This window comes from Streptomyces sp. NPDC052721 (assembly GCF_040678315.1).
Taxonomy (GTDB): domain Bacteria; phylum Actinomycetota; class Actinomycetes; order Streptomycetales; family Streptomycetaceae; genus Streptomyces.
On sequence record NZ_JBFATL010000073.1, the window covers coordinates 1 to 21601 of the forward strand.

The window sequence follows — 21601 nt, forward strand, 5'->3', positions numbered from 1 at the left end:
TCGGTCTTGCGTTTCCGACTCTATCAGACCGTTTCCCGATCCGATTTCCTCGGTGCTTTCCAGGTTCCCGCTCTCGCGTTTCCCTTTCCGGCGGTCCCGACTCTATCAGATCCTTTCGGCGTCTGATCCCCGGTCAGCGGGGTTTGTCCTCCCGGCCGTTGGGCCGTTCCGACGTCCCAAACCTTAGCGGATCCGCCCGGCGATTCCCAATCGGGCCCGCCGAGTCCCTATTCGAATTGAATTCGGGCGCGCCGAAATTAACCCGGAGGAGGGATCGTGCTGAAGGTGTGAGGGGTGCCGCTCGGGGCGGCTGAGGTGCTACCGAAGAACCGTTACGGCTCCGCGGCAACCCGAAGAACTTTACGGATCGGCCAGGGGCGTGTCAACACCCTGCTGTCAAGATCTTTTATGGGGGCGTCAGTCCAGGTCGCTGAGCCGGCCGCCGGCGTCCGGCTGGGCGTGCTCCACCCGACGCAGCAGCCTGGTCAGGACCTCGCCGAGCACCGCGCGCTCCGCGGGGGTGAGGTCCTGGAGCAGGTCCTCCTCGAAGACCGTCGCAAGGCGCATCGCCTCCAGCCACTTCTCGCGGCCCTCGGGGGTCAGCTCCACGATGACGCGGACGCGGTTGGACTCGTCGCGCTCCCGGGTGACCAGTCCTTCGGCGACCATGCGGTCGATCCGGTGGGTCATGGCGGCCGGGGTGAGGCCGAGCCGCTTGGCCAGCTCGCTGGGGCCCATGCGGTAGGGGGCACCGGAGAGGACCAGCGCCTTGAGGACCTCCCACTCGGCGTTGCTGATGCCGAGGGCGGCGGTCTGGCGGCCGTAGGCGACGTTCATCCGGCGGTTGAGCCGGGACAGCGCCGACACGATCTTCTCGACCTGGGGGTCCAGGTCCTGGAACTCGCGCTGGTAGGCGGCGATCTGTTCTTCGAGCGTCGGCTCTGTGACGCCGGGGGTGTCGGCCATGGCCGCAGTATCGCACGGAAGCCCTTTGCCTTGAAGTCCTTGACCATGTACTCTTTAGGTTCGAAGTCTTCAGGTCTAACTAGTGAGAGAGGTGAACGTGACCAGGGCGATGGGCGCTGCGATGCGCCGGATCCACGTGGGCAACGCACTCAGCGCGTTCGGGCTCGGCTTCACCGTCCCCTACCTGTACGTCTATGTGGCGCAGGTGCGGGGCCTGGGTGCCATGACGGCGGGACTCGTGCTCGCCGTCTTCGCCGTGGCCGCGCTGATCGTGCTGCCGTTCGCCGGCCGGGCGATCGTGCGGCGCGGCCCGCTGCCGGTCCTGATCGCCGCCCTGGTGACCGCCGCTGTGGGCGCGCTCAGCCTCGGCCTCGCGGGCAGTGCCGCGACCGTGCTGCTGTCCGCGGCGGCGCTCGGGGCCGGGCAGGCCGTGATGCAGCCGGCGCTGGCGACGATGATCGTGGACTGCTCCTCGTCGGACACGCGCTCGCGTGCGTTCGCGACGCAGTTCTTCCTGCAGAACCTGGGGCTGGGCGTCGGCGGTCTCATCGGCGGCCACCTCGTCGACACCACGCGCGTGTCCTCCTTCACGCTGCTGTTCGCGATCGAGGCGGCGATGTTCCTGCTGCTGGTCGGCGTGCTGGCGACCGTGCGGATGCCGCACTCGCCGCGCCTGGCTGACGCTCCGGCGGGGTCGGCGAAGGGCAGCTGGAAGCAGCTGCTCGGGAACCGGGCGATGGTGCAGCTGTCCGTGCTGGGCTTCGTGATCTTCTTCGCCTGCTACGGGCAGTTCGAGTCCGGGTTGAGCGCGTACGGCGTGGAGGCGGCCGGGATCTCCACGTCCGCTCTGGGTACGGCGCTGGCCGCGAACACGCTGATGATCGTGGTCGCCCAGTTCGCCGTGCTGAAGTTCGTGGAGCGGCGCCGGCGGTCCCGGGTCATCGCCGCGGTGGGGCTGATCTGGGCCGTGGCCTGGCTGGCCGCCGGGTACGCGGGGCTGGGGCACGGCAGCCAGGAGATGGCCACGGCCGCGTTCGTGTCGACGTACGCGCTGTTCGGGCTGGGCGAGGCGATGCTGTCCCCGACGGTCGCGCCGCTGGTCGCCGATCTGGCGCCGGAGGGCATGGCCGGGCAGTACAACTCGGCGTTCGCACTGGTCAAGCAGCTGGCGCTGGCCGTCGGTCCGGCGGTGGGCGGTCCGCTCGGGGCCTCGCTGCACGGGCCGTACATCGTGACCTTCCTGCTGTTCTCGCTGGGGATCTCCGTCCTGGCGCTCAGGCTGGGGCGGCGGCTCACCGCCGTACAGGACCGGCCCTGGCTGGCGCGCGGGACCCGGGTGGTCGCCCGGGGCGGGGCGTCCACGGGGCCGGTGCCCGCGGAGGCGTGAGTCTGTGGTGCGTCGCGGCCGTCACCTCCGGGTGGCGGCCGTCGTCGTGTGCCGGGCGTGCCGGTCAGCGGGTCGCCGTGACCAGGACGGCCGTGAAGGGGAGCGTCGCCGTGCCGTCGGCGGTGACCCGGTCGGCAAGCTGGTCGCGGACCAGGCGGGCCGCTCGGGTGAGGGCCTCCTCGCCGCCCGTTTCCCTGATCAGGCCGCCCCAGAGGGTGGCCAGGTGGGCGGGGACGTACTCGTCCAGCGGGGGCAGGGTGACGCCGAAGGTGATCTCGCGGTGGGCGGTGTCGCCGTAGCCGGCCGTGCGCAGGGAGGTGGTGAGCTGCTCTGCGGTGCGGGAGAAGGGGCGCGCGAAGTGCCGGGGCGCCTCCGGGCCGCCGTACTCCGCGACGGCCCGCTGCTGGGCGAGGAAATAGGGCTGGCGGTCGAGGGGGGCCCAGACGGTTGCCGCGAAGCGGCCCCCGGGGCGGGTGACGCGGGCGGACTCGGCGAGGGTGGCGTCGAGGTCGGGGAAGAACTGGGCGCCCTGCTGACAGACGACCGCGTCGAAGCCGGCGTCGGGGTAGGGCAGCCGGTCGGCGGCGGCCACGGTGAACTCGATGTCCGGGTAGAGGCGGGGGTGGCGGTCCCGGGCCACACGGATCATGTCCGGGTCGATGTCGACGCCGAAGACCCGGCCGGTGGGGCCGACCAGGGGTGCCGCCGCGCGGGCGGTGAAGCCGGTGCCGCAGGCGAGGTCCAGGACGGTGGCCCCGGGGCGCAGGTCCACGGCGTCCAGCAGCTCGCCGACGAACGGCGTCATGATCGGGATGGAGTAGGTGTCGTAGCCCTCGGGGCCCTCGGGCGCGTCGCTCGGTACGCCGGATCCGTCTGCCATGGTCAGCTTCTAGCACCGGGCGGGCGCGAGGCCGGACTGCCGCGCTGACGGGTCCGGCGACCGGTCAGTGCTTTGCCTTCGGCAGGACGAACTCGCACCACACCGCCTTTCCGCCGCCGGGGGTACGGCGGCAGCCCCAGTTGGAGGCGATCGTCGCGACGATGGCGATGCCCCGGCCCGACTCGTCACCGGGCTCGGCGCGGCGGCGCCTCGGCAGGTGGTCGTCGCCGTCGGTGACCTCCACGATGAGGCGGCGGTCGGTGCGGCGGAGGCGGAGCCGCATGGGCGGGGTGCCGTGCTGGAGGCTGTTGGCGACCAGCTCGCTGGTGGCGAGGACGCCGAGGTCGTGCAGTTCGGCGGGGAAGCGCCAGCTGGTGAGGACGCCGGAGGCGAAGGCACGCGCGCGTGGGGCCGCTTCGACGCCGCCGAGGAGTTCGAGGGCCGCGTTGCGGAAGAGGTCGCCGTCGGGGCCCGTGCGCGCGGGGTGCTGGAGGACGAGGACGGCCACGTCGTCGTCGTGGTCGGCGGTGACGCCGGCCGAGCGGACCAGGCGGTCGCAGACGACCTGGGGGCTGCCGGTCGCGCCGGCGAGGGCGCCTTCGAGCGCGGCGATGCTCTCGTCGAGGTCGGCGTCGCGGCGCTCGACCAGGCCGTCGGTGTAGAGGACGGCCGTGGAGCCGGGGCCGAGGGCGATGGAGCCGGAGGAGTGCACCCAGCCGCCGGTGCCGAGCGGCGGGCCGGTGGGTTCGTCGGCGCGGGAGACCGTGCCGTTCTCGTCGCGGACCAGGATCGGCAGGTGGCCGGCGGACGCGTACACCAGGCGGCCCTCGTTCGGGTCGTGGACGGCGTAGGCGCAGGTGGCGATCTGGTTGGCGTCGATCTCGGCGGCGAGGCCGTCGAGGAGTTGCAGGACCTCGTGCGGGGGCAGGTCGAGGCGGGCGTAGGCGCGGACGGCCGTGCGGAGCTGGCCCATGACGGCGGCGGCCCGCACCCCGCGGCCCATGACGTCGCCGATGACGAGGGCGGTCCGGCCGCCGCCGAGGGTGATCACGTCGTACCAGTCGCCGCCGACCGCGGCCTCGGTGCCGCCGGGCTGGTAGGTGGCGGCGATGCGCAGGTCGTCGGGCTGTTCCAGTTCCTGCGGGAGCAGGGAGCGCTGGAGGGTGACGGCGGTCTCGCGCTGGCGGCGCTCGCTGGCGCGCAGGCGCTCGGCGGCCTCGGCGTGGTCGGTGACGTCCGTGGCGAAGACGAGCACGCCGGCGTCCCCGTCGCCGTCCTCGGCGACGGGGGTGCAGGTGAAGGTGTACGAGCGGCCGTCGACGGCCTTGCGGGACTTCAGGGTGCGGGGCTTGCCGCTGCGCAGTACCTGGTCGAGCAGCGGGAGCAGGCCCAGTTCGGCGAGTTCGGGCAGGGCCTCGCGGGCGGCCGCGCCGGTGGCGCGGGCGCCGAAGGCCGTGGTGTAGGCGTCGTTGACGTAGGCGATGCGGTGGTCGGGGCCGTGGACGAGGGCGACGAGGGCCGGGACGCGGTCCAGGACGTCACGCGGGGACAGTTCGTCGACGGCGGGTACCGGGGGTGTGTCGTCGGTGGGCTGTTCGGCGCGGGCCGCGGGCACGGAGCCTTCCCCCCGCCGGTCCGGGGAGACCGCCGTCTCGGTCCGCGCGGCGGCGCGGCGCTGCGTTCCGGGGAGCCGGGCGCTCCAGCGCGTGAAGTTCACTTGGGGAAAGCCTCGTGGGTGCTAGGGCGGGCGGGTGCCCGTCCGACGTCGTAGGGCAGTCTGGCAGGGAGCGGACCCGGCGGGCGACAACCGTCAGACGCCGGGGCGGGCCGTGGAGTTCCTGGGTCCGGTCAGGACGACCCCTTCGGGTCGTCGGAAGGGCTGTGAGGAGGCTTTCCACCGGCCGCGAGTTCGAACTCCGCTCGGGGATGTTCGAGCGAACCGAGGGAGACGATCTCCCGTTTGAAGAGCCCGGCGAGGGTCCATTCGGCGAGCACCCGGGCCTTGCGGTTGACGGTGGGCACCCTGCTGAGGTGGTACACGCGGTGCATGAACCACGCAGGGTAGCCCTTCAGCTTGCGCCCGTAGACCTGCGCGACGCCCTTGTGCAGGCCGAGGGAGGCGACCGAGCCGACGTACTTGTGCGCGTACGTCTCCAGGGGCTCCCCGCGCAGGGAGTGGACGATGTTGTCGCCGAGGACCTTGGCCTGGCGGACCGCGTGCTGGGCGTTGGGGGCGGTCTCGGTGCCGGGTTCGGCGGCCGTGACGTCGGGTACGGCGGCGGCGTCGCCGGCGGCCCAGGCGTGCTCGGTGCCGTCGACGGTGAGCTGGGGGGTGCAGCGGAGCCGGCCGCGCTCGGTGCGCGGCAGGTCGGTGGCGGCGATCAGCGGGTGGGGTTTGACGCCGGCCGTCCACACGACCGTACGGGTCGGGAAGCGCTGGCCGTCGCTGAGCACGGCGACGCGGTCGGCGCAGGACTCCAGGCGGGTGTTCAGCAGCACCTGGATGTTGCGGCGGCGCAGCTGGGTGACGGTGTAGCGGCCCATCTCGGGGCCGACCTCCGGGAGGATGCGGTCGGTGGCCTCCACGAGGATCCACTTCATGTCCTCGGGACGGAGGTTGTGGTAGTAGCGCGCGGTGTAGCGGGCCATGTCCTCCAGCTCGCCGAGGGCCTCGACGCCCGCGTAGCCGCCGCCGACGAACACGAAGGTGAGGGCGGCGTCGCGGATGGCCGGGTCGCGGGTGGAGGAGGCGATGTCCATCTGCTCGATGACGTGGTTGCGCAGGCCGATGGCCTCCTCGACGGTCTTGAAGCCGATGCCGTACTCGGCGAGGCCGGGGACGGGCAGGGCGCGGGAGACCGAGCCGGGGGCGAGCACGAGTTCGTCGTAGCCGAGGAGTTCGGCGGTCCTGCCCTCCTCGGCGGTGGCGAGGGTGCTGACGGCGGCGGTGCGTACGGCGTGGTCGATGGAGGTGACCTCGCCGACCACGACGTGGCAGTGGTCCAGGACGCGGCGCAGCGGTACGACGACATGGCGCGGGGAGATCGAGCCCGCGGCGGCTTCGGGGAGGAACGGCTGGTACGTCATGTAGGGGTCGGGGGTGACGACGGTGATGTCGACCTCGCCTCTCCTCAGCTCGGCCTTCAGCTTCCGCTGGAGGCGCAGGGCCGTGTACATCCCGACGTAGCCGCCGCCGACAACCAGAATGCGCGCACGTTCCTTCACCATCCCATGACGCACCCGGCGCTGGTGTTTGTCCACAGCCCCGGCAATTTGTGTGACCGGCGGCCGGGTGCGCGCACGGCGGGCCGTGGTGTCAGCGCGGGACGAAAGGGGGCAGGTCAGTGGGGGCGGGCGACAGGGGGCGAAGGGCGGGAATCGGGACGTACGCACCTCGTACTCCGATCGGGGGGCGCACTGTGCGGAACCTGCCCCTTCTGAATTGACTTCCTCTCAACTATGTTCGTGTGTCGACGGGGTGTAGGGAATGTGGTCGAACGGGTCCGCGACGGTCGGATCCGGTCGGGACCGATGCCAGTTCCGCGCACCTCGCGTTCAGTGGCGGGGAGTCTCCGGGGGGAGACGTCATTACCGGGGGAAACACATGCATGTTCAGGACACGCATTGGGCATCGGCGGCCGCCGTCGCGCCCGGCGGCAAGGCGATGACCGCGGCGGTGGGCAACGGACGCGCGGACGCGGCGCGGACGACCCCGCTGCGGGTGGACGCACAGCGCAACCTGGAGCACGTGCTGCGTGCGGCGCGTGAGGTGTTCGGCGAGCTGGGGTACGGCGCGCCGATGGAAGATGTGGCGCGGCGGGCCCGGGTCGGGGTCGGCACGGTGTACCGGCGCTTTCCCAGCAAGGACGTGCTGGTCCGGCGGATCGCCGAGGAGGAGACGGCTCGGCTGACCGAGCAGGCCCGGGCGGCGCTCGGGCAGGAGGACGAGCCGTGGTCGGCGCTGTCGCGGTTCCTGCGGACGTCTGTGGCGTCGGGGGCGGGGCGGCTGCTGCCGCCGCAGGTGCTGAGGGTGAGGTCCGGCGGGTCGGCCGAGGACTCCGTTGGTTCCGCCGGTTCCGCCGGTTCCGCCGAAGAGGCTCGGGTGCCTCAGCAGCGGGTGCAGCCGGGGAGCGGTGAGCTGCGGCTCGTGGCGCAGGAGGCCGCGCCGGCCGACGACGCCGGGGCCGGGGCGCTGCTCGATGTGGTCGGGCAGTTGGTGGACCGGGCCCGGGCGGCGGGTGAGCTGCGGGCGGACGTGTCCGTGGGTGACGTGCTGCTGGTGATCGCCACGGCGGCGCCGTCGTTGCCGGATGCGGCGCAGCAGGCGGCGGCGTCGGCGCGGTTGCTGGACATCCTGCTGGAGGGGCTGCGGTCCCGGCCGTAGGCGGTCCGGTTCCTCGGCTTCGCCTTCGGGGGCGGTCCTTTTCCCACCGGCACCACCTGTGCGGCTGTCGCGGTCGGGAGGTGCCGGTGGCCCGCGTGGGGCGGATGCGCCGCCGGCGGGTGCGGGGCCGCTGTGCGGTCGATGTGCCCTCGGTGGGTGCGGGGGCGTGGGGCGGTGGTGCAGGCGCCCCCCCGCTGCCCCGCGCCCCTTCCCTCCGCACCGCGCCCTTTTCTCCGTTGGATGCCCCTCGCATCGGGCTCGACTGCCGGGCGCTCGGCGGGTGTTCGGGAGTTGTGGGCAAGTGCGCTCGGATGAGTGGAATGAGGTCTGTGCGGGGGCTTCGGGGGAGTTCGGTGTGGCAGGCTGAGCCGTGACGGGTTGGGCTGAGCCGGGGGTCGGGGGCTGTCCGCGATGGGCGTTGACGGGTGGGACGGGTCGCGCGGTGACGACGGGGACGCGGAGACTCGCGGGCTCACTTCACCCCTGGTGCCCCACCAGGGCGGGCGGCCGGCTTTCTCCGGCGGGGCCCGTGACGGGAACGTGCCGGCCCAGCGCGAGGGAAGCGTGCTGCCGCCGCCCCGGGGGATGCCGCCCGCCGACGGTCAGCTGATCGAGCGGATGCGCGGGGGTGACGACTCCGCCTACGAGGAGCTGTACCGCCGGCACGCCGACGCGGTACGGCGCTACGCCCGCACCTGCTGCCGGGACGCGCACACCGCCGACGACCTCACCGCCGAGGTGTTCGCGCGGATGCTGCAAGCGGTGCGGGGCGGGTCCGGGCCGGAACACGCCGTACGGGCCTATCTGCTGACCTCCGTCCGGCGCGTCGCCGCGCACTGGACGAAGTCCGCCCGGCGGGAGCAACTCGTCGACGACTTCGCCCTCTTCGCCCAGCAGGCCGCCCGGGTCGCGGAGGCCTCCGACGACACTGCATTCATCGGCTCCTCCCGAGCGGGCCTCGGTCTCGGCGCCGACGTGCGCGCCCTGCACGAGGCCGAGCAGTCCATGGCCATGCGGGCCTTCCGGTCGCTGCCCGAACGCTGGCAGGCCGTGCTGTGGCACACCGAGGTGGAGGACGAGTCCCCGAGCGAGGTGGCCGTCCTGTTCGGGCTGGACGCCAACGGCACCCGGGTGCTCGCCAGCCGCGCACGCGAGGCGCTGAGGCAGGCGTACCTCCAGGCCCACGTCAGCGCCGCCCTCGCCCACGACGAGGAGTGCGCCCGCTACGCCGACCAGCTCGGCGGCTACGCCCGCCGCAAGCTGCGCGTCCGCGCCGAGCGGGGCCTGCGCAAACACCTGGAGGAGTGCGCCAAGTGCCGGCTGGCGGCGGCGCAGATCGAAGAGGTGGCGAGCGGTATCCCCGCTGTCGTCCCGGTCGCGGTCATCGGCTGGTTCGGGGCCGCCGGGTACGCCAAGGCCCTCGGGCTCGTGGCCGGCGGGGTCGGGGCGGCCGGCGCCGCCGCGGCCGGTGGCTCGTCCGGCGGGGCCGGCGGCGCGGGCGGGGCCGCCGCCTCCGAGGGACTCGGGGCCCCGGTGAAGGCCGGCATCGCGGCCGGTGTGGTCGCGGTCGCCGCCGCCGCGGTCGCACTGGCCCTGGTGAACGACAGCCGTCCGGCGAAGGAGGTCGCCCAGCCGGCCCCGTCCCCCTCCCCGTCCGCGCCGGCCGTGCGGCCCGAGACGCCCGCGCCCGCACCGTCTACGCGCAAGCCCGCGCCGGAACCCGTCGTCCTCGCCCCCGAACCGGCGCCGACGCCCACCCGCGCGCTCACCCCGGCACCCCCGGCGGAGCCGGACCCCGAGCCCACTCCGACGCCCACCCCTACGCGGAAGCCGAAGCCCAAGCCGCCGCCGACGCCCACTCCGCCACCGGCGCCCGCCGTCCACGAGCTGAGCGAGCTGAGCTTCGACCTCGTCGGTGACGGCACCCGGTGCGAGATCGCGCTCGGCGAGCGCAGCTGGATGTGGCAGCGGTACGGCATGTCCGTCGGCGGCAAGCAGTACGCGCGCGGGGTCGCCGTCCACGGCGACTCCTCCGTCACCGTCACCCTCAACCGGCAGTACCCCGCGTACGACGCACTGGCCGGTCTGGACGACATGACGCTCGGCTGCGGCAAGGTCTCCTTCTCCGCCGGCGCTCGCGGACCGGGCGGAGTCCCGCTTCACCTGCCGGTGGCCGGGCCGCCCCCGGGTTCCGCGCCGGCCGCCGCCGCGGCGCCCAGCTCGCGCAGGACGTCCGGCACGCCGAAGGAGGCACCCCGGGCGCACTCGGCGGCGTAGCGGTCGGCCGGGAGGGCCGCGCGGGCCCTGGCGCGCACCCGGGCGGCCTCGCCGCGCTCCGGCTCGGGCCGGTCGAGGCCGTCGCGCCAGTGGTCCGCGGCGGCGAACAGCCGCAGCGCGCCCGGCAGATCGCCGAGCCGGGCCAGCAGACCGGCCGCCACGTCCACCAGACCGGCCGTGATCGACTCGGCGCACTGGTGGTCCACGGCCTCCCGCAGGGCCTCCGCCATGATCGGCAGCCCGTGCGCCGGCCCGGACGCGTCGGCCACGAGCAGCGCCTCGACCATCCGCTGGGCCGCCACGAACTGCGGGGGCGGGGTGCCGTCCCGGATCACCGCGCGGGTCGCCTCGTACAGCTCGCGGGCGTGTGCGTGCTGGTTGTCGTGCAGGGCGATGTGGGCGCGCAGGAGCAGCACGAAGGCCCGGGACTCCGGTACCGCGTACCGGTCGGCGGCCGTTCCCGCCTCGTCCAGCGCGGCCAGCGCCGCCTCCCGGTCACCGGAGCGGTAGGAGATCTCCGCGAGCCGGGCGATCAGGAACGGCGACTCGGCGTGGGCGCCCACCTCGTAGGCGAGCCGCAGCGCTTCCTCGTACTCGCCACGCGCCTCGTCGTACCTGCCCCGCGTCATGGCCGCCTCGCCGGCCGCGCTGCACACCTGCGCCCGCATCCAGCGGTCGCCGACGCGCCGGCTGAGCGTCCGCAGCTCGGCCAGGTCCTCGTCGACGCCCCGCAGGTTCCCCGGGGAGTCGACGGTCACATGGGCGCGGTACATCAGGGCGACCCCGAGTTCCCAGTCGCCGCCGTGGCGGCGGCAGTTGGCGACGCACTCCGTCATCAGCAGGCGGATGTCCGTGGGGCCGCCCAGGTAGTAGGACGTCAGCGGCCAGATGATGCCCGGGAGCCGGGCGGCGCGCGGTCCGCCGCGTTCGTAGGCCGCCCGCACGCGCGCGAGGTACTCCCGGGTCCGTTCGCCGGCCGCGAGGTTCTCCGTGCCCGACTCGGCGGTCAGGAACAGGTCCAGCATGCGCAGGTCCATGCGCAGCTCGCGCAGCGGATGCCCTTCCTCGCCGTCGGGGGCGGCGAGGAAGGCGCCCACCGGGTCGGCGGTCTCCGCCCGTGCCCTCACCTCACCGGCCGGCGCGCCTGCGGGGAGGCTGTCCAGGGCGACGCCCAGACGGAGCACCAGCCGCACCCAGGCCACCGCCTCCTGGCGGTGGTTGCGCAGCCACCAGAACCAGCCGGTGGCCAGGACGACGGCGCCCGCCTCGGCCTCGTCTCCCGCGCGGACCGCGCGGTCCAGGGCCGCGCGGATGTTGTCCAGCTCGGTCTCCAGGCGGGCGATCCACGGCAGCTGGGCCGCCGACCGCAGCCGCGGCTCCGCCTCCTCCACCAGCGCCCGCACCCAAGCGCGGTGGCGTCGCTCGGCCGCCGCGCGCAGCCCGGGGACCTCGGCCGCGCGCTCGGTGGCGTACTCGTGGATGGTCTCCAGCATGCGGTAGCGCATGCCGGCGCCGGTCCCGGAACCGGTGCCGTCCGGGTCGTGCGGGGCGGCGACCACCAGGGACTTGTCGACCAGCGCGCCGATCAGGTCCGCCGCCGGGCCGGTGCACACGGCCTCGGCCGCCGCGAGGTCCCAGCCGCCGGCGAACACCGACACCTCGCGCAGGACCGTCCGCTCCCGCTCGTCCAGCAGCTCCCAGGACCAGTCGACGACCGCGCGCAGGGTCTGCTGGCGGGGCAGGACCGTGCGGCTTCCGGAGGTGAGCAGGCGGAAGCGGTCGTCCAGACGGTCGGCGATCTGGCGCGGGGTCAGCAGCCTGAGCCGGGCCGCGGCCAGCTCGATGGCCAGTGGCAGCCCGTCCAGACGGCGGCAGATCTCCGCCACGGCCTCGGTGTCGCCGAGCACGGCGTCGGCGTCGGGACGGACGGCCTTCGCGCGCTCGGCGAAGAGACGGTGCGCGTGTTCGGGGACGAGGGGCTCGACCGGGCGCACCGTCTCGCCGGGGACGCCCAGGGGTTCACGGCTGGTCGCGAGGATCGTCAGCCCCGGGCAGTGGGTGAGGAGGGTCTCGGCGAGGGCGGCTGCCGCGCCGATGACATGCTCGCAGTTGTCAAGGATCAGGAGGTGTCTGCGCGCCGCGCAGTACTCGATCAGCAGGGCCGTGGGGTCGGCCTGCGGGGTCGCCAGCTCGTTGGTCAGCAGCACGGTCTCGCGCAGACCGAGCGCGCTGACCACCGCGCCGGGCACCGCCTCCGGATGGTCGAGCGGGGCGAGCTCGACCAGCCAGGCCGAGGGGAGCGGTGCGGCGGCCTCCTCGGCGAGGCGGGTCTTTCCCGAGCCGCCCGGTCCGGTGAGCGTGACCAGGCGGGCCCTGTGCAAGTCGGAACGAATGGCCTTGAGCTCGGGTTCCCGCCCGACGAAGGAGGTCAGGCGGGGGCGGAGGTTGCCGGTGCGTTCGGGGTGTTGCGGGGGCGCGGGGTGCGACGAACGCGCCGGAGGCCGGGGGGTGCCCGGGGGCTCCGGCGCGTCCCCGGACCCGGGGGTCTCCGGGGGCTTGGGAGTGCCCAGGGACTCCTGCGTCAGCAACGAGGCGTGCAGGGACTGGAGTTCCGGGCCCGGGTCGGTACCGAGGGAGTCGGCGAGGGTGCGGCGGGCGGACTCGTAGGCGGCGAGGGCGTCGGCCGGGCGGCCCGTGTCGCGCAGGGCGCGGATGAGGAGGGCGTGCAGGGGCTCGTCGTACGGGTGGGCGGTGGTCAGTTCCCGCAGCTCCGGTACGGCCTCGTGGGCGCGGCCGAGGGCCAGGGCCGCGGCGGCGCGGGCGCGGGTCGCCTCCAGGCGCAGGGCATCGGGGCGGGCGGCGGCGGTGCGGTCGGGGAGGTCGGCGAGGGCCGGGCCGTGCCAGAGGGCGAGGGCCTGGGTGAGGGCGCGGTGGGCGGTGGCCGGGTCGCCGGCGGAGAGGGCCTGGGTGCCGGTGCGGGTGAGGCGTTCGAAGACGTGCAGGTCCACGTCGTCCTCGGCCGCTTCGAGGCGGTATCCGCCGGGGCTGGAGGCGATGGTGTGCCGGCCGAGGGTACGGCGGAGACGGCCGACGAGGGCCTGGAGGGCGGCGGGGGCGTCCTGGGGTGGATCGTCCGCCCACACCTCGTCGATGAGCGTGTCGGCGGTGGTGGTGCGGCCGGGGCGGAGGGCGAGGGCGGCGAGGAGTGTGCGGAGGCGTTGCCCCCCGATGGGTACGGGGGTGCCCTGGTCGTCTGTCGCTTGGGTTACGCCCAGGATTCTGTACCGCACCCGGTCATTGTGGCGGGGGGTGCCGGATGGGGCACGGGGGTTTCGGTTCTGGGCGTGCGCAAGGTGCCCGGTGCTGTGTCTGGGCGGGGGCGTGGGTCACTCACCGGCACCGGCGGGGAGCCGCAGCGCCCACCCGTGCCGCCTAGCGGCACGACTCCACGGCAGCATGAGGGCCGCGGCCAGGCGGGCGTCGATCCAGCGCCACGACTGCCCGCAGCCACGACGGGGTGGGCGCCGGACGGCGGCACGGCTGACCGCAGCCACGACGGGGTGGGCGCCGGACGGCGGCACGGCTGACCGCAGCCACGACGGCACGAAAGCCACTCCCAGGCGGGCGTCGACCCAGCGGCACGACTGCCCGCAGCCACGACGGGGTGGGCGCCGGACGGCGGCACGGCTGACCGCAGCCAGGGCGGTGCCACCGGGCCGACGGCACCGCAGCTCCCAGGGGCGCGGGGAACTGCGCGATCAGCCCACCGCGGCGCGCGGCAGACAGCCGGCTCAGCCACCCCCACCGCTGCACGCCCCCACCGCTCACGCCCCCGGCGTGAGCGCGCTGCGCCTCGGCTGAATCCCCGAAGGGACCGCGCGGGAGCGGGTCGGGGTGCCCGTCCAGCAGGTGCCGCGGCGGGAGAGGAGGCGGCGGAGCCAGAGTTCGAGGGAGATCAGGTCGGCCAGGCCGTCCAGGGGAAGGGCCTCGCCCGCCGCGGCGGAGCGCAGCGCCTTGCGGACGACACGCGCCTCCACCAGACCGGTGTCGGCCAGCAGCGGTGTGGAGAAGAGGTCCAGCAGGGGGTCGGCGGCCGCACGCAGCCCCGCGCGCGCCGCTGCCGCCGTGGACCCGTGGGAGGGCGCGCCCCAGCCGGGCGGGAGGTCGGTGACGCCGGCGCCCTCCAGGACCGTACGCAGGATCGCGGCGCGGGCGCCGGGCTGGACGCGCAGGGCCTCGGGGAGGTCACGGCAGGCGCGCACGACCTGGTTGTCGAGGAACGGCGCGTGCAGCCGCTGGGAGCGGATCTCGACGGCCTGTTCCAGGACGCGGAGGTCGGCGGCGTGCCGGGCGAGTGCCGCACGCGCGCGGTAGTCGCCGGGGCGCTGCGCGCCGGTCGCGGAGCGGTCCGCCTCCACCTGGAGCAGAACCGATACTTCAGCCAGCGCCTCCCCCGTCAGCCACCGGGCGGCGGGCCCGGGTCTCGCCCAGGCCAGCGCGGCGAGGGACGCGCCGACCGCCCCCTTGGGCTCGTCGAAGCGGCGCCGCATCAGCCGCTCGGCCAGCACCTCGAGTCCCGCCCGGTAGGGGGTGCGGGCGAGGCGCCGGGCCGCGCCGTACACGCGCGCGGGGACCATCACGGAGCCGTCCGCGCGGGCGAGCGCGGCGACCGGCCGGACCAGGTGACGCCGCTTGCGGTCCACCAGCAGGTCGGCGAGGCGGGCGGGGTGGGCGTCCAGGACCTGCCGGGCGCCATGGCCGGTGAAGTGGTCGGCGCTGCCGGCGGCGAGCCGCGCGCGGTGCCGGGCCGCCTGGACCAGGGAGGGGCCGGGTTCGTCGGTCAACGGGCCGTCGAGGTCGGCGTACGGCAGGGTCTCCTCGCCGCCGGTGACCACGACGTGGTGCAGCCGGGGATTGGCGGCCAGGGCGCCGGCGCGTTCGAGTTCGGCCTCGCGGCCGGTCACGGCCAGATCGTTGAACGTGACGGCGAGGAGCCGTTCGCCCGCGCCCGTGCCGTGGCCGAGGAGCGTGCCGGGTCTTCCGGGCAGCCCGGCGGCCAGCAGCGCGAGCGTGCCGGAGGCGGGGCCGCCGGACAGGTCGGCGCCGATGCCGGGGACCGGCATCCCGCGCGCGGCCCGCCGCTCGGCCGGTCCCATGCCGGGTACCGGCCCGGGGTCCAGGTCGGGCACGTGCCGGGGCGCCGAGAGCCGGGTGCGGACGGCCTCCACGAGGGCGTCCCGCACGGCGTCGACGGCGCGGCCGGGGTCGGCCGGGGGCGCGGCCACGGCGAGGGAGGCGACCGGCTCGTACCCGGCGACCTCCCGCGCCCCCGCGCGCAGCACCAACGCGTGCCCCGGGGGAATGCGCCGTACGCCGTCGTACGGGGTGCTGTCGCGCAGCGCGGCCGGGACGTCCGGGGCGGCGAGCAGGGCGGCGAGGTGGGTGAAGTCGAGGTTGGCCTCGACGAGGTCGGCGAGGGGCAGCGCGGCGGTGGCGTAGGCGTTGCCGCCGGCCCAGGGGGTGTAGAACACCGGCCGGGCGCCCGCGAGGTCGCCGCAGACGGTGATGCGGCGGCCGGCCTGGACGACGGCCGTGTAGCTGCCGGGCCAGGTGGTCAGATGGCGCACCGCGCCCCCGCGCGCGGTGAACAGGCCGCGCCGCAGTTCCTCGTCGGTGGCACCGCAGATGCCGAGGACGGCGATCCGGTGCTGCGCGTCGGCGTGCACCACGCGCACCTCGTCCGGGCGCCAGTCGCCGACGGCCCACAGGGGATCCGGGTCGCCCCACAGGAGTTGGGAGCCGACGGGGTGCAGGGTCTCGCCGTCGTATCCGACGGCACCGGCGGAGCCGGTCCCGGCGGCGCCCGCGGCGGTGCTGCTCCAACCCACCAACCACCGCATCGACGCCTCCACAGGCTGTGGACAAACAGTGCACCGTACGAACCGGACCCCATGCTGCCATGAAGGGCGCGCGGGAGAGGGACGGCGGCACCGCCTTCGATCGAGGGAACCAGGCCGGGCGGGCCTGGGGAGTTGGCGGACGGCAGGCGTCTGCGGGGTGGGCGCCACCCGGACGGCACCACAGGGGTCCGGCGCGAATGCGCCCCCTGTGCGCTCCCTCAAACCGCCCCTCGCGCCCTCAAGTTGCATGGTCGGAGCGGCAATTGAGCGCTCTCAACAGGGGGCGATTTTCGGCCAATTAAAGCGAGGGGCACCGGAGATGAGCACGCTCCGTACAGGCTCGCGGCGCGCGCGGCGGTCCACACACGCGCACGGTCCGGGAGGCGGGTATCGCCTCCCGGACCGGTCCGCCACCCGCGGGGATGAAGGCGGCGGTGTCCCCCAGCCCACTGGATCCAGTACAGCGGGCCGACCCACGCAAGAGCCATGGAACCGCTCCCCGGGTGGCCGGAGAAGAGCGCACGGACGGGCGCACGGCCACACGTGCGGGGGCACGCGGCGACGGCCCGTGCACGGTGCGTACAGGGCCCGGACGTTGGCACGGACCACAATCCCGCCAACCGGAACAATGCCCCTTAACGCTTGGGATGCGGCGAACTACGCTGGGTTTACGAATGCCGCGTGGTTATGCCAGCGCGGCAGCCGTCTGTGTCGAGGGGTGGCGCATGTCCAGGGAGCAACGCGGGCCGAACGAAAAACTCGGCGCCGTTCTCGCCCTCGCGGGAATCAGCAACGCGGGACTCGCCCGCCGTGTCAACGACCTTGGCGCGCAACGCGGGTTGACGCTTCGCTACGACAAGACGTCCGTGGCGCGCTGGGTGTCGAAGGGCATGGTGCCGCAGGGTGCGGCACCGCACCTCATCGCCGCCGCCATCGGCCAGAAGCTCGGCCGGCCGGTGCCGCTCCACGAGATCGGCCTGGCGGACGCGGATCCCGCGCCCGAAGTGGGCCTCGCCTTCCCGAGGGACGTGGGCCAGGCGGTGAAGTCGGCGACGGAGCTGTACCGCCTCGACCTCGCCGGCCGCCGCGCCGGCTCCGGTGGCATCTGGCAGTCGCTCGCCGGGTCGTTCGCAGTCAGCGCATACGCAACGCCCGCCTCACGCTGGCTGATAACCCCCGCCGACAGCTCGGTCGCGCGGGAGGCGGGCTCCGCCGAGGGGTCCGGCGCATCGATCAAAGTCGGCCACAGCGATGTGCAGAAGCTCCGGGAGGCCGCCGAGGACGCCAGACGGTGGGACTCCAAGTACGGCGGCGGGGACTGGCGTTCGTCGATGGTGCCGGAGTGCCTGCGGGTGGAGGCGGCCCCGCTGCTGCTCGGCTCCTACTCCGACGAGGTCGGCCGCGCCCTGTTCGGCGCCTCGGCCGAACTCACCCGGCTCGCCGGGTGGATGGCCTTCGACACCGGGCAGCAGGAGGCCGCGCAGCGGTACTACATCCAGGCGCTGCGGCTCGCGCGCGCGGCGGCGGACGTCCCGCTCGGGGGGTACGTCCTCGCCTCCATGTCGTTGCAGGCGACCTACCGGGGCTTCGGCGACGAGGGCGTCGATCTCGCGCAGGCCGCGCTGGAGCGGAACCGGGGGCTGGCGACCGCGCGGACGATGAGCTTCTTCCGGCTGGTCGAGGCGCGGGCCCACGCGCGCGCGGGAGACGCGCAGGCGGCCGGCGCGGCACTGAAGGCGGCGGAGGGGTGGCTGGAACGGTCCCGTCCCGGCGACAACGACCCGTCCTGGCTCGGTTTCTACGGATACGACCGGTTCGCCGCGGACGCCGCCGAGTGCTACCGGGACCTGAAGGCGCCGCGTCAGGTGCGGCGGTTCACCGAGCAGGCACTGTCGAAGCCGACGGAGGAGTTCGTGCGGTCGCACGGGCTGCGGCTGGTCGTCTCCGCGGTCGCCGAGCTGGAGTCCGGCAACCTCGACGCGGCGTGCGAGCAGGGGGTGCGGGCCGTGGAGGTGGCCGGGCGGATCTCGTCGGCGCGGACGACGGAGTACGTGAAGGATCTCCTGCACCGGCTGGAGCCGTACGGGGACGAGCCGCGGGTGGTGGAGCTGCGGGAGCGGGCTCGCCCTCTTCTGATGGCTCCGGCGTAGGGCCGCGCCGCTCCGGCTTCTGCCGGGTCGCCTCCCGGCGTTTGAAGCCGTTGTCAGTGGCGCAGTGCACTATCGGAAGCGGAGGTGGTGCAGGTGCGGGCCGGGGCGTACGACTGTGATGTGCTCGTGATCGGTGGGGGGATCGTCGGGCTGTCGACCGCGTATGCGATCACCCGGGCCGCGCCGGGTACGCGCGTGATGGTGCTGGAGAAGGAGCCGGGGCCGGCCCGGCACCAGACGGGGCGCAACAGCGGGGTCATCCACAGCGGGATCTACTACCGGCCGGACTCGCTCAAGGCGCGCTACGCGGTGCGGGGCGCCGCCGAGATGGTGAAGTTCTGCGCCGAGTACGGCATCGCGCACGCCGTCACCGGCAAGCTGATCGTCGCCACCGAGCGGGAGGAGCTGCCACGGCTGCACGCGCTGGTGCAGCGGGGGCGCGAGAACGGCATCGCCGTGCGGGAGCTGGGACCCGCGCAGATCACCGAGTACGAACCGGAGGTGCGCGGCCTCGCCGCCATACACGTCGGTACGACCGGGGTGTGCGACTTCGTGGGCGTCGCGCGCGAGCTGGCGCGGGCCTCCGGTGCGGAGATCCGGTACGGCGCCCGGGTCGTACGCGTGGACCGGCGGCCGGAGCGGGGCGTGGCCGTGCTCACCGCGAGCGGGGACGTCGTACGCGCGCGCGTGCTGGTGAACTGCGCCGGGCTGTACTGCGACGAGGTGGCGCGGCTGACCGGCGACGAGCCCGAGGTGCGGATCGTGCCGTTCCGCGGGGAGTACTACGAGCTGGCGCGGCCGGAACTGGTGCGGGGGCTGGTGTATCCGGTGCCGGACCCGGCGTTCCCGTTCCTCGGGGTGCATCTGACGCGTGGGATCGACGGGGGCGTGCACATCGGACCCAACGCGGTGCCGGCGCTCGCCCGGGAGGGGTACGACTGGGGGGTCGTACGGCCCCGGGAGCTGGCCGGGACGGTCGCCTGGCCGGGGTCCTGGGCGATCGCCCGGCGGCACTGGCGGTACGGCGCCGGTGAGCTGCGCCGGTCGGTGTCCAAGGGGGCGTTCCTGGAGGCCGTGCGAAGACTGCTGCCCGGCGTGGAGGCCGGGGATCTGGTGCGGGCACCGGCCGGGGTGCGGGCGCAGGCGGTGCTGCGGGACGGGACGCTGGTGGACGACTTCCTGATCCGGGAGGGGGCCCGGGCGGTGCACGTGCTGAACGCGCCCTCGCCCGCGGCCACGGCTTCGCTGCCGATCGGGCGGGAGATCGGGCGCCGGGCGCTGGCGATGCTCGGCTCGCTGTAGTGGCCCGTCGGCACCCGTAAAATCGGTCGTACTGTGTCTGACTCCCTGAACGCCCCCGCCCCGTCCCCGGCCCCTCACAGCTCCGGTGTCGCCGTTCGGCACACCCGGGCCAAGGGGGAACCGCGGTTTCCGGACGGGCCCAAGGCCGATCCGGCCGGATCGCACTTCGAGCGGCGGATCCGGAGCTTCCAGCCGCGGCGGAGCCGGGTGACGGCCGGGCAGGCCGACGCGTTGCGGCGGCTGTGGCCCACGTGGGGGCTGGACATCGACGGGCAGCGGGTGATCGACCTCGGCGAGCTGTTCGGCAACGACCGCCCCGTGGTCCTGGAGATCGGGTTCGGGATGGGCGAGGCCACCGCGCGGATGGCCGCGGGCGACCCGGACACCAACATCCTGGCCGTGGACGTGCACACCCCCGGCCAGGGCAACCTGCTGGGTCTCGCCGACCGGAACGGCCTGTCCAACATCCGGGTGGGCAACGGCGACGCGATCATCCTGCTCCGGGAGATGCTCCGCCCGGACTCGCTGGACGGGCTGCGCGTCTACTTCCCCGACCCCTGGCCCAAGAAGCGGCACCACAAGCGGCGGCTCATCCAGCCCGAGTTCCTGACGCTCGCCGCGTCCCGGATGAGGCCCGGCGCGCTCCTGCACTGCGCGACCGACTGGGAGCCGTACGCCGAGCAGATGCTGGACGTGCTCACCGCGCACCCCGACTTCGAGAACACCCAGGCGGACGGCGGTTTCGCGCCACGTCCGGAGTTCCGGCCGCTGACCCGTTTCGAGGGACAGGGACTGGACAAGGGTCATGTGGTGAACGACCTGCTGTTCCGGCGCGTCCCGCACAGGACCGCTGAGCAGGACCGATAATCCGTTCCAGCCCCTCGTCCCGTCACCGTTAGGGTCGATGCCGTGGCCACCAGTCCTCCGTTTCCGACGTATCCCCCGAGCCCCGGCGACGGTGTGCTCCGCCACCCGCACTGGTGGCAGCGCAGGTGGGCGCGGTACGGGGCACTGAGCACGCTGCTGGCGCTGTCCGGCCTGGTCATCCTCGCGCTCGTACGGCGGCAGACCGGCACGGAGGGTTTCCTCGTCGGCCTCGGACTCGCCGTGCTGCCCGTGCCCTGGCTGATAGCCGCCTTCCGGTGGCTGGACCGGGTGGAGCCGGGCCCCTGGCGGAACCTGGTCTTCTCCTTCGCCTGGGGGGCCTGTGCGGCGGCGCTGATAGCCATCGTGGCCAACAGCTTCGCGACCAAGTGGATCGCGACCTCGACCGCGGATCCGGCCAGTGCCGACACGCTCGGCGCCACCGTGATAGCCCCGATCGTGGAGGAGTCCGCGAAGGCCGCCGCCGTCCTGCTGGTGTTCCTCTTCCGCCGGCGTGACTTCACCGGGATCGTGGACGGGGTGGTGATAGCGGGCGTCACCGCCACCGGGTTCGCGTTCACCGAGAACATCCTCTACCTCGGTACGGCCTTCGGGACCGACCAGCTCACCGGCGGCCGCGGCATCGCCTCCGTCACCGCCGCCACGTTCTTCGTGCGCATCGTGATGTCCCCGTTCGCGCACCCCCTGTTCACCGTCCTCACCGGCATCGGCTTCGGCGTCGCCGCGCTGTCCGCCGAGCGCCAGCATGCGCGGCGGGTGCTGCTGCCGGTCTGCGGACTGCTGCTCGCGATGGGCATGCACGCCTTCTGGAACGGCTCCTCCACCTTCGGCGAGTACGGCTTCTTCGCCGTCTACGGCGCCTTCATGGTGCCCGCGTTCGCGGTGGTGACCTGGCTCGCGATCTGGACCCGGCAGCGGGAGCTGCGGACCGTGCGGGCGGAGCTGCCCACGTATGTGCTGGCCGGGTGGCTGGGTCCGGCCGAGCCGCTCGCGCTCGGGTCGATGCGGGCCCGCCGGATGGCCCGGGACTACGCCCGGCACCACCACGGGCGCCCGGCGGCACGCGAGGTGGCCCGGTACGAGGCGTGCGCGACCTCGCTGGCGTTCCTGCGGCACCGGGGGCGGAAGGGGAAGGCCGGGCCCGACTTCGTCGTCCGGGAGCGGGAGCTGCTGGACGAGTTGTGGAAGCGCAGGGATGTGGCCCGGCCCGCGTTGGAGTACGCGAGCAGGGCGTCCGTTCCGGTGCCCGTGTACTGGGGGACGGCGGCGCCGTACGGCTATCCGGCGGTGCCGTATCCCGCGTACAACCCGTATCGGACGTAGTCGCGGGGCCGGCGGGGGTTCGGCACCGCCGGACCGGGCCGTCGTGGTGGGGCGGGCTAGGTCCTGTCGTCAAACTCCCGTCGTCCGCCCGGAGGGCGGGCCGCGCGGCGTCAGGTGCGTGCTCTCGGCGTGCCGGGCCCCGGCCCT

Annotated in this window: 13 protein-coding genes; 7 read left to right on the forward strand and 6 right to left on the reverse strand. The window is 74.2% G+C overall.

Annotated features, from left to right (window positions below; genetic code table 11):
* Window positions 1-417: 417 nt before the first annotated feature.
* Entirely contained in the window at window positions 418-966 is a 549-nt protein-coding gene (locus tag AB0L21_RS38075) for a MarR family transcriptional regulator (RefSeq protein WP_365706513.1), read from the reverse strand.
* Window positions 967-1063: 97 nt separating this feature from the next.
* Between AB0L21_RS38075 and AB0L21_RS38080 the strand changes: the two genes are divergently transcribed.
* The gene (locus AB0L21_RS38080; RefSeq protein ID WP_365706511.1) at window positions 1064-2353 is read left to right on the forward strand and encodes an MFS transporter; all 1290 of its coding nucleotides are present in this window, start codon (window positions 1064-1066) and stop codon (window positions 2351-2353) included.
* Window positions 2354-2417: 64 nt separating this feature from the next.
* Here AB0L21_RS38080 and AB0L21_RS38085 read toward each other — a convergent pair whose 3' ends face one another.
* The 3 genes from AB0L21_RS38085 to AB0L21_RS38095 all read right to left on the reverse strand — a co-directional run bounded on the left by AB0L21_RS38085 (window position 2418) and on the right by AB0L21_RS38095 (window position 6461).
* Window positions 2418-3233, reverse strand: coding sequence for a methyltransferase domain-containing protein (locus AB0L21_RS38085; RefSeq protein ID WP_365788607.1), 816 nt, complete (start codon window positions 3231-3233; stop codon window positions 2418-2420).
* 64 nt (window positions 3234-3297) lie between these two features.
* A complete protein-coding gene (locus tag AB0L21_RS38090) occupies window positions 3298-4950 on the reverse strand; it encodes an ATP-binding SpoIIE family protein phosphatase (protein WP_365706507.1) in 1653 nt (550 codons plus the stop codon).
* Between the two features lie 131 nt (window positions 4951-5081).
* Window positions 5082-6461 carry an NAD(P)/FAD-dependent oxidoreductase gene (locus tag AB0L21_RS38095; protein WP_365788608.1) on the reverse strand — a complete coding sequence of 460 codons (1380 nt, stop codon included), beginning with the start codon at window positions 6459-6461 and terminating at the stop codon, window positions 5082-5084.
* A 376-nt stretch (window positions 6462-6837) separates the two neighbouring features.
* On the opposite strand from AB0L21_RS38095, the gene AB0L21_RS38100 reads away from it, so the two are divergent.
* Both AB0L21_RS38100 and AB0L21_RS38105 read left to right on the forward strand, forming a co-directional pair.
* Complete coding sequence (locus AB0L21_RS38100) at window positions 6838-7617, forward strand: helix-turn-helix domain-containing protein (RefSeq protein WP_365706503.1); 780 nt, start codon at window positions 6838-6840, stop codon at window positions 7615-7617.
* A 411-nt stretch (window positions 7618-8028) separates the two neighbouring features.
* Window positions 8029-9894, forward strand: a complete 1866-nt coding sequence (locus AB0L21_RS38105; protein ID WP_365788609.1) for a sigma-70 family RNA polymerase sigma factor — start codon at window positions 8029-8031, stop codon at window positions 9892-9894.
* Here AB0L21_RS38105 and AB0L21_RS38110 read toward each other — a convergent pair.
* Both AB0L21_RS38110 and AB0L21_RS38115 read right to left on the reverse strand, forming a co-directional pair.
* A complete protein-coding gene (locus AB0L21_RS38110; protein ID WP_365788610.1) occupies window positions 9777-13184 on the reverse strand; it encodes a BTAD domain-containing putative transcriptional regulator in 3408 nt (1135 codons plus the stop codon). The genes AB0L21_RS38105 and AB0L21_RS38110 overlap by 118 nt on opposite strands.
* 534 nt (window positions 13185-13718) lie before the next feature.
* Window positions 13719-15794: an asparagine synthase-related protein gene (locus AB0L21_RS38115; RefSeq protein WP_365788611.1), complete on the reverse strand. Its 2076-nt coding sequence runs from the start codon at window positions 15792-15794 to the stop codon at window positions 13719-13721.
* A 725-nt stretch (window positions 15795-16519) separates the two neighbouring features.
* Here AB0L21_RS38115 and AB0L21_RS38120 point away from each other — a divergent pair.
* The 4 genes from AB0L21_RS38120 (at window position 16520) to AB0L21_RS38135 (ending at window position 21454) form a co-directional block, all read left to right on the forward strand.
* Window positions 16520-17944, forward strand: a complete 1425-nt coding sequence (locus AB0L21_RS38120) for an MFS transporter (RefSeq protein ID WP_189818762.1) — start codon at window positions 16520-16522, stop codon at window positions 17942-17944.
* Between the two features lie 84 nt (window positions 17945-18028).
* A complete protein-coding gene (gene lhgO / locus AB0L21_RS38125) occupies window positions 18029-19246 on the forward strand; it encodes an L-2-hydroxyglutarate oxidase (RefSeq protein WP_365706495.1) in 1218 nt (405 codons plus the stop codon).
* A 33-nt stretch (window positions 19247-19279) separates the two neighbouring features.
* A complete protein-coding gene (trmB, locus tag AB0L21_RS38130) occupies window positions 19280-20113 on the forward strand; it encodes a tRNA (guanosine(46)-N7)-methyltransferase TrmB (RefSeq protein ID WP_365706493.1) in 834 nt (277 codons plus the stop codon).
* 42 nt (window positions 20114-20155) lie between these two features.
* Complete coding sequence (locus AB0L21_RS38135) at window positions 20156-21454, forward strand: PrsW family intramembrane metalloprotease (RefSeq protein ID WP_365788612.1); 1299 nt, start codon at window positions 20156-20158, stop codon at window positions 21452-21454.
* Window positions 21455-21601: the final 147 nt, after the last annotated feature.

Bases quoted from the DNA above. Each gene is read 5' to 3' on its own strand.
- AB0L21_RS38075 (WP_365706513.1), bottom strand. From the start codon at position 966: ATGGCCGACACCCCCGGCGTCACAGAGCCGACGCTCGAAGAACAGATC.
- AB0L21_RS38085 (WP_365788607.1), bottom strand. From the start codon at position 3,233: ATGGCAGACGGATCCGGCGTACCGAGCGACGCGCCCGAGGGCCCCGAG.
- AB0L21_RS38095 (WP_365788608.1), bottom strand. From the start codon at position 6,461: ATGGTGAAGGAACGTGCGCGCATTCTGGTTGTCGGCGGCGGCTACGTC.
- AB0L21_RS38100 (WP_365706503.1), top strand. From the start codon at position 6,838: ATGCATGTTCAGGACACGCATTGGGCATCGGCGGCCGCCGTCGCGCCC.
- AB0L21_RS38120 (WP_189818762.1), top strand. From the start codon at position 16,520: ATGTCCAGGGAGCAACGCGGGCCGAACGAAAAACTCGGCGCCGTTCTC.
- AB0L21_RS38115 (WP_365788611.1), bottom strand. From the start codon at position 15,794: ATGCGGTGGTTGGTGGGTTGGAGCAGCACCGCCGCGGGCGCCGCCGGG.
- AB0L21_RS38105 (WP_365788609.1), top strand. From the start codon at position 8,029: ATGGGCGTTGACGGGTGGGACGGGTCGCGCGGTGACGACGGGGACGCG.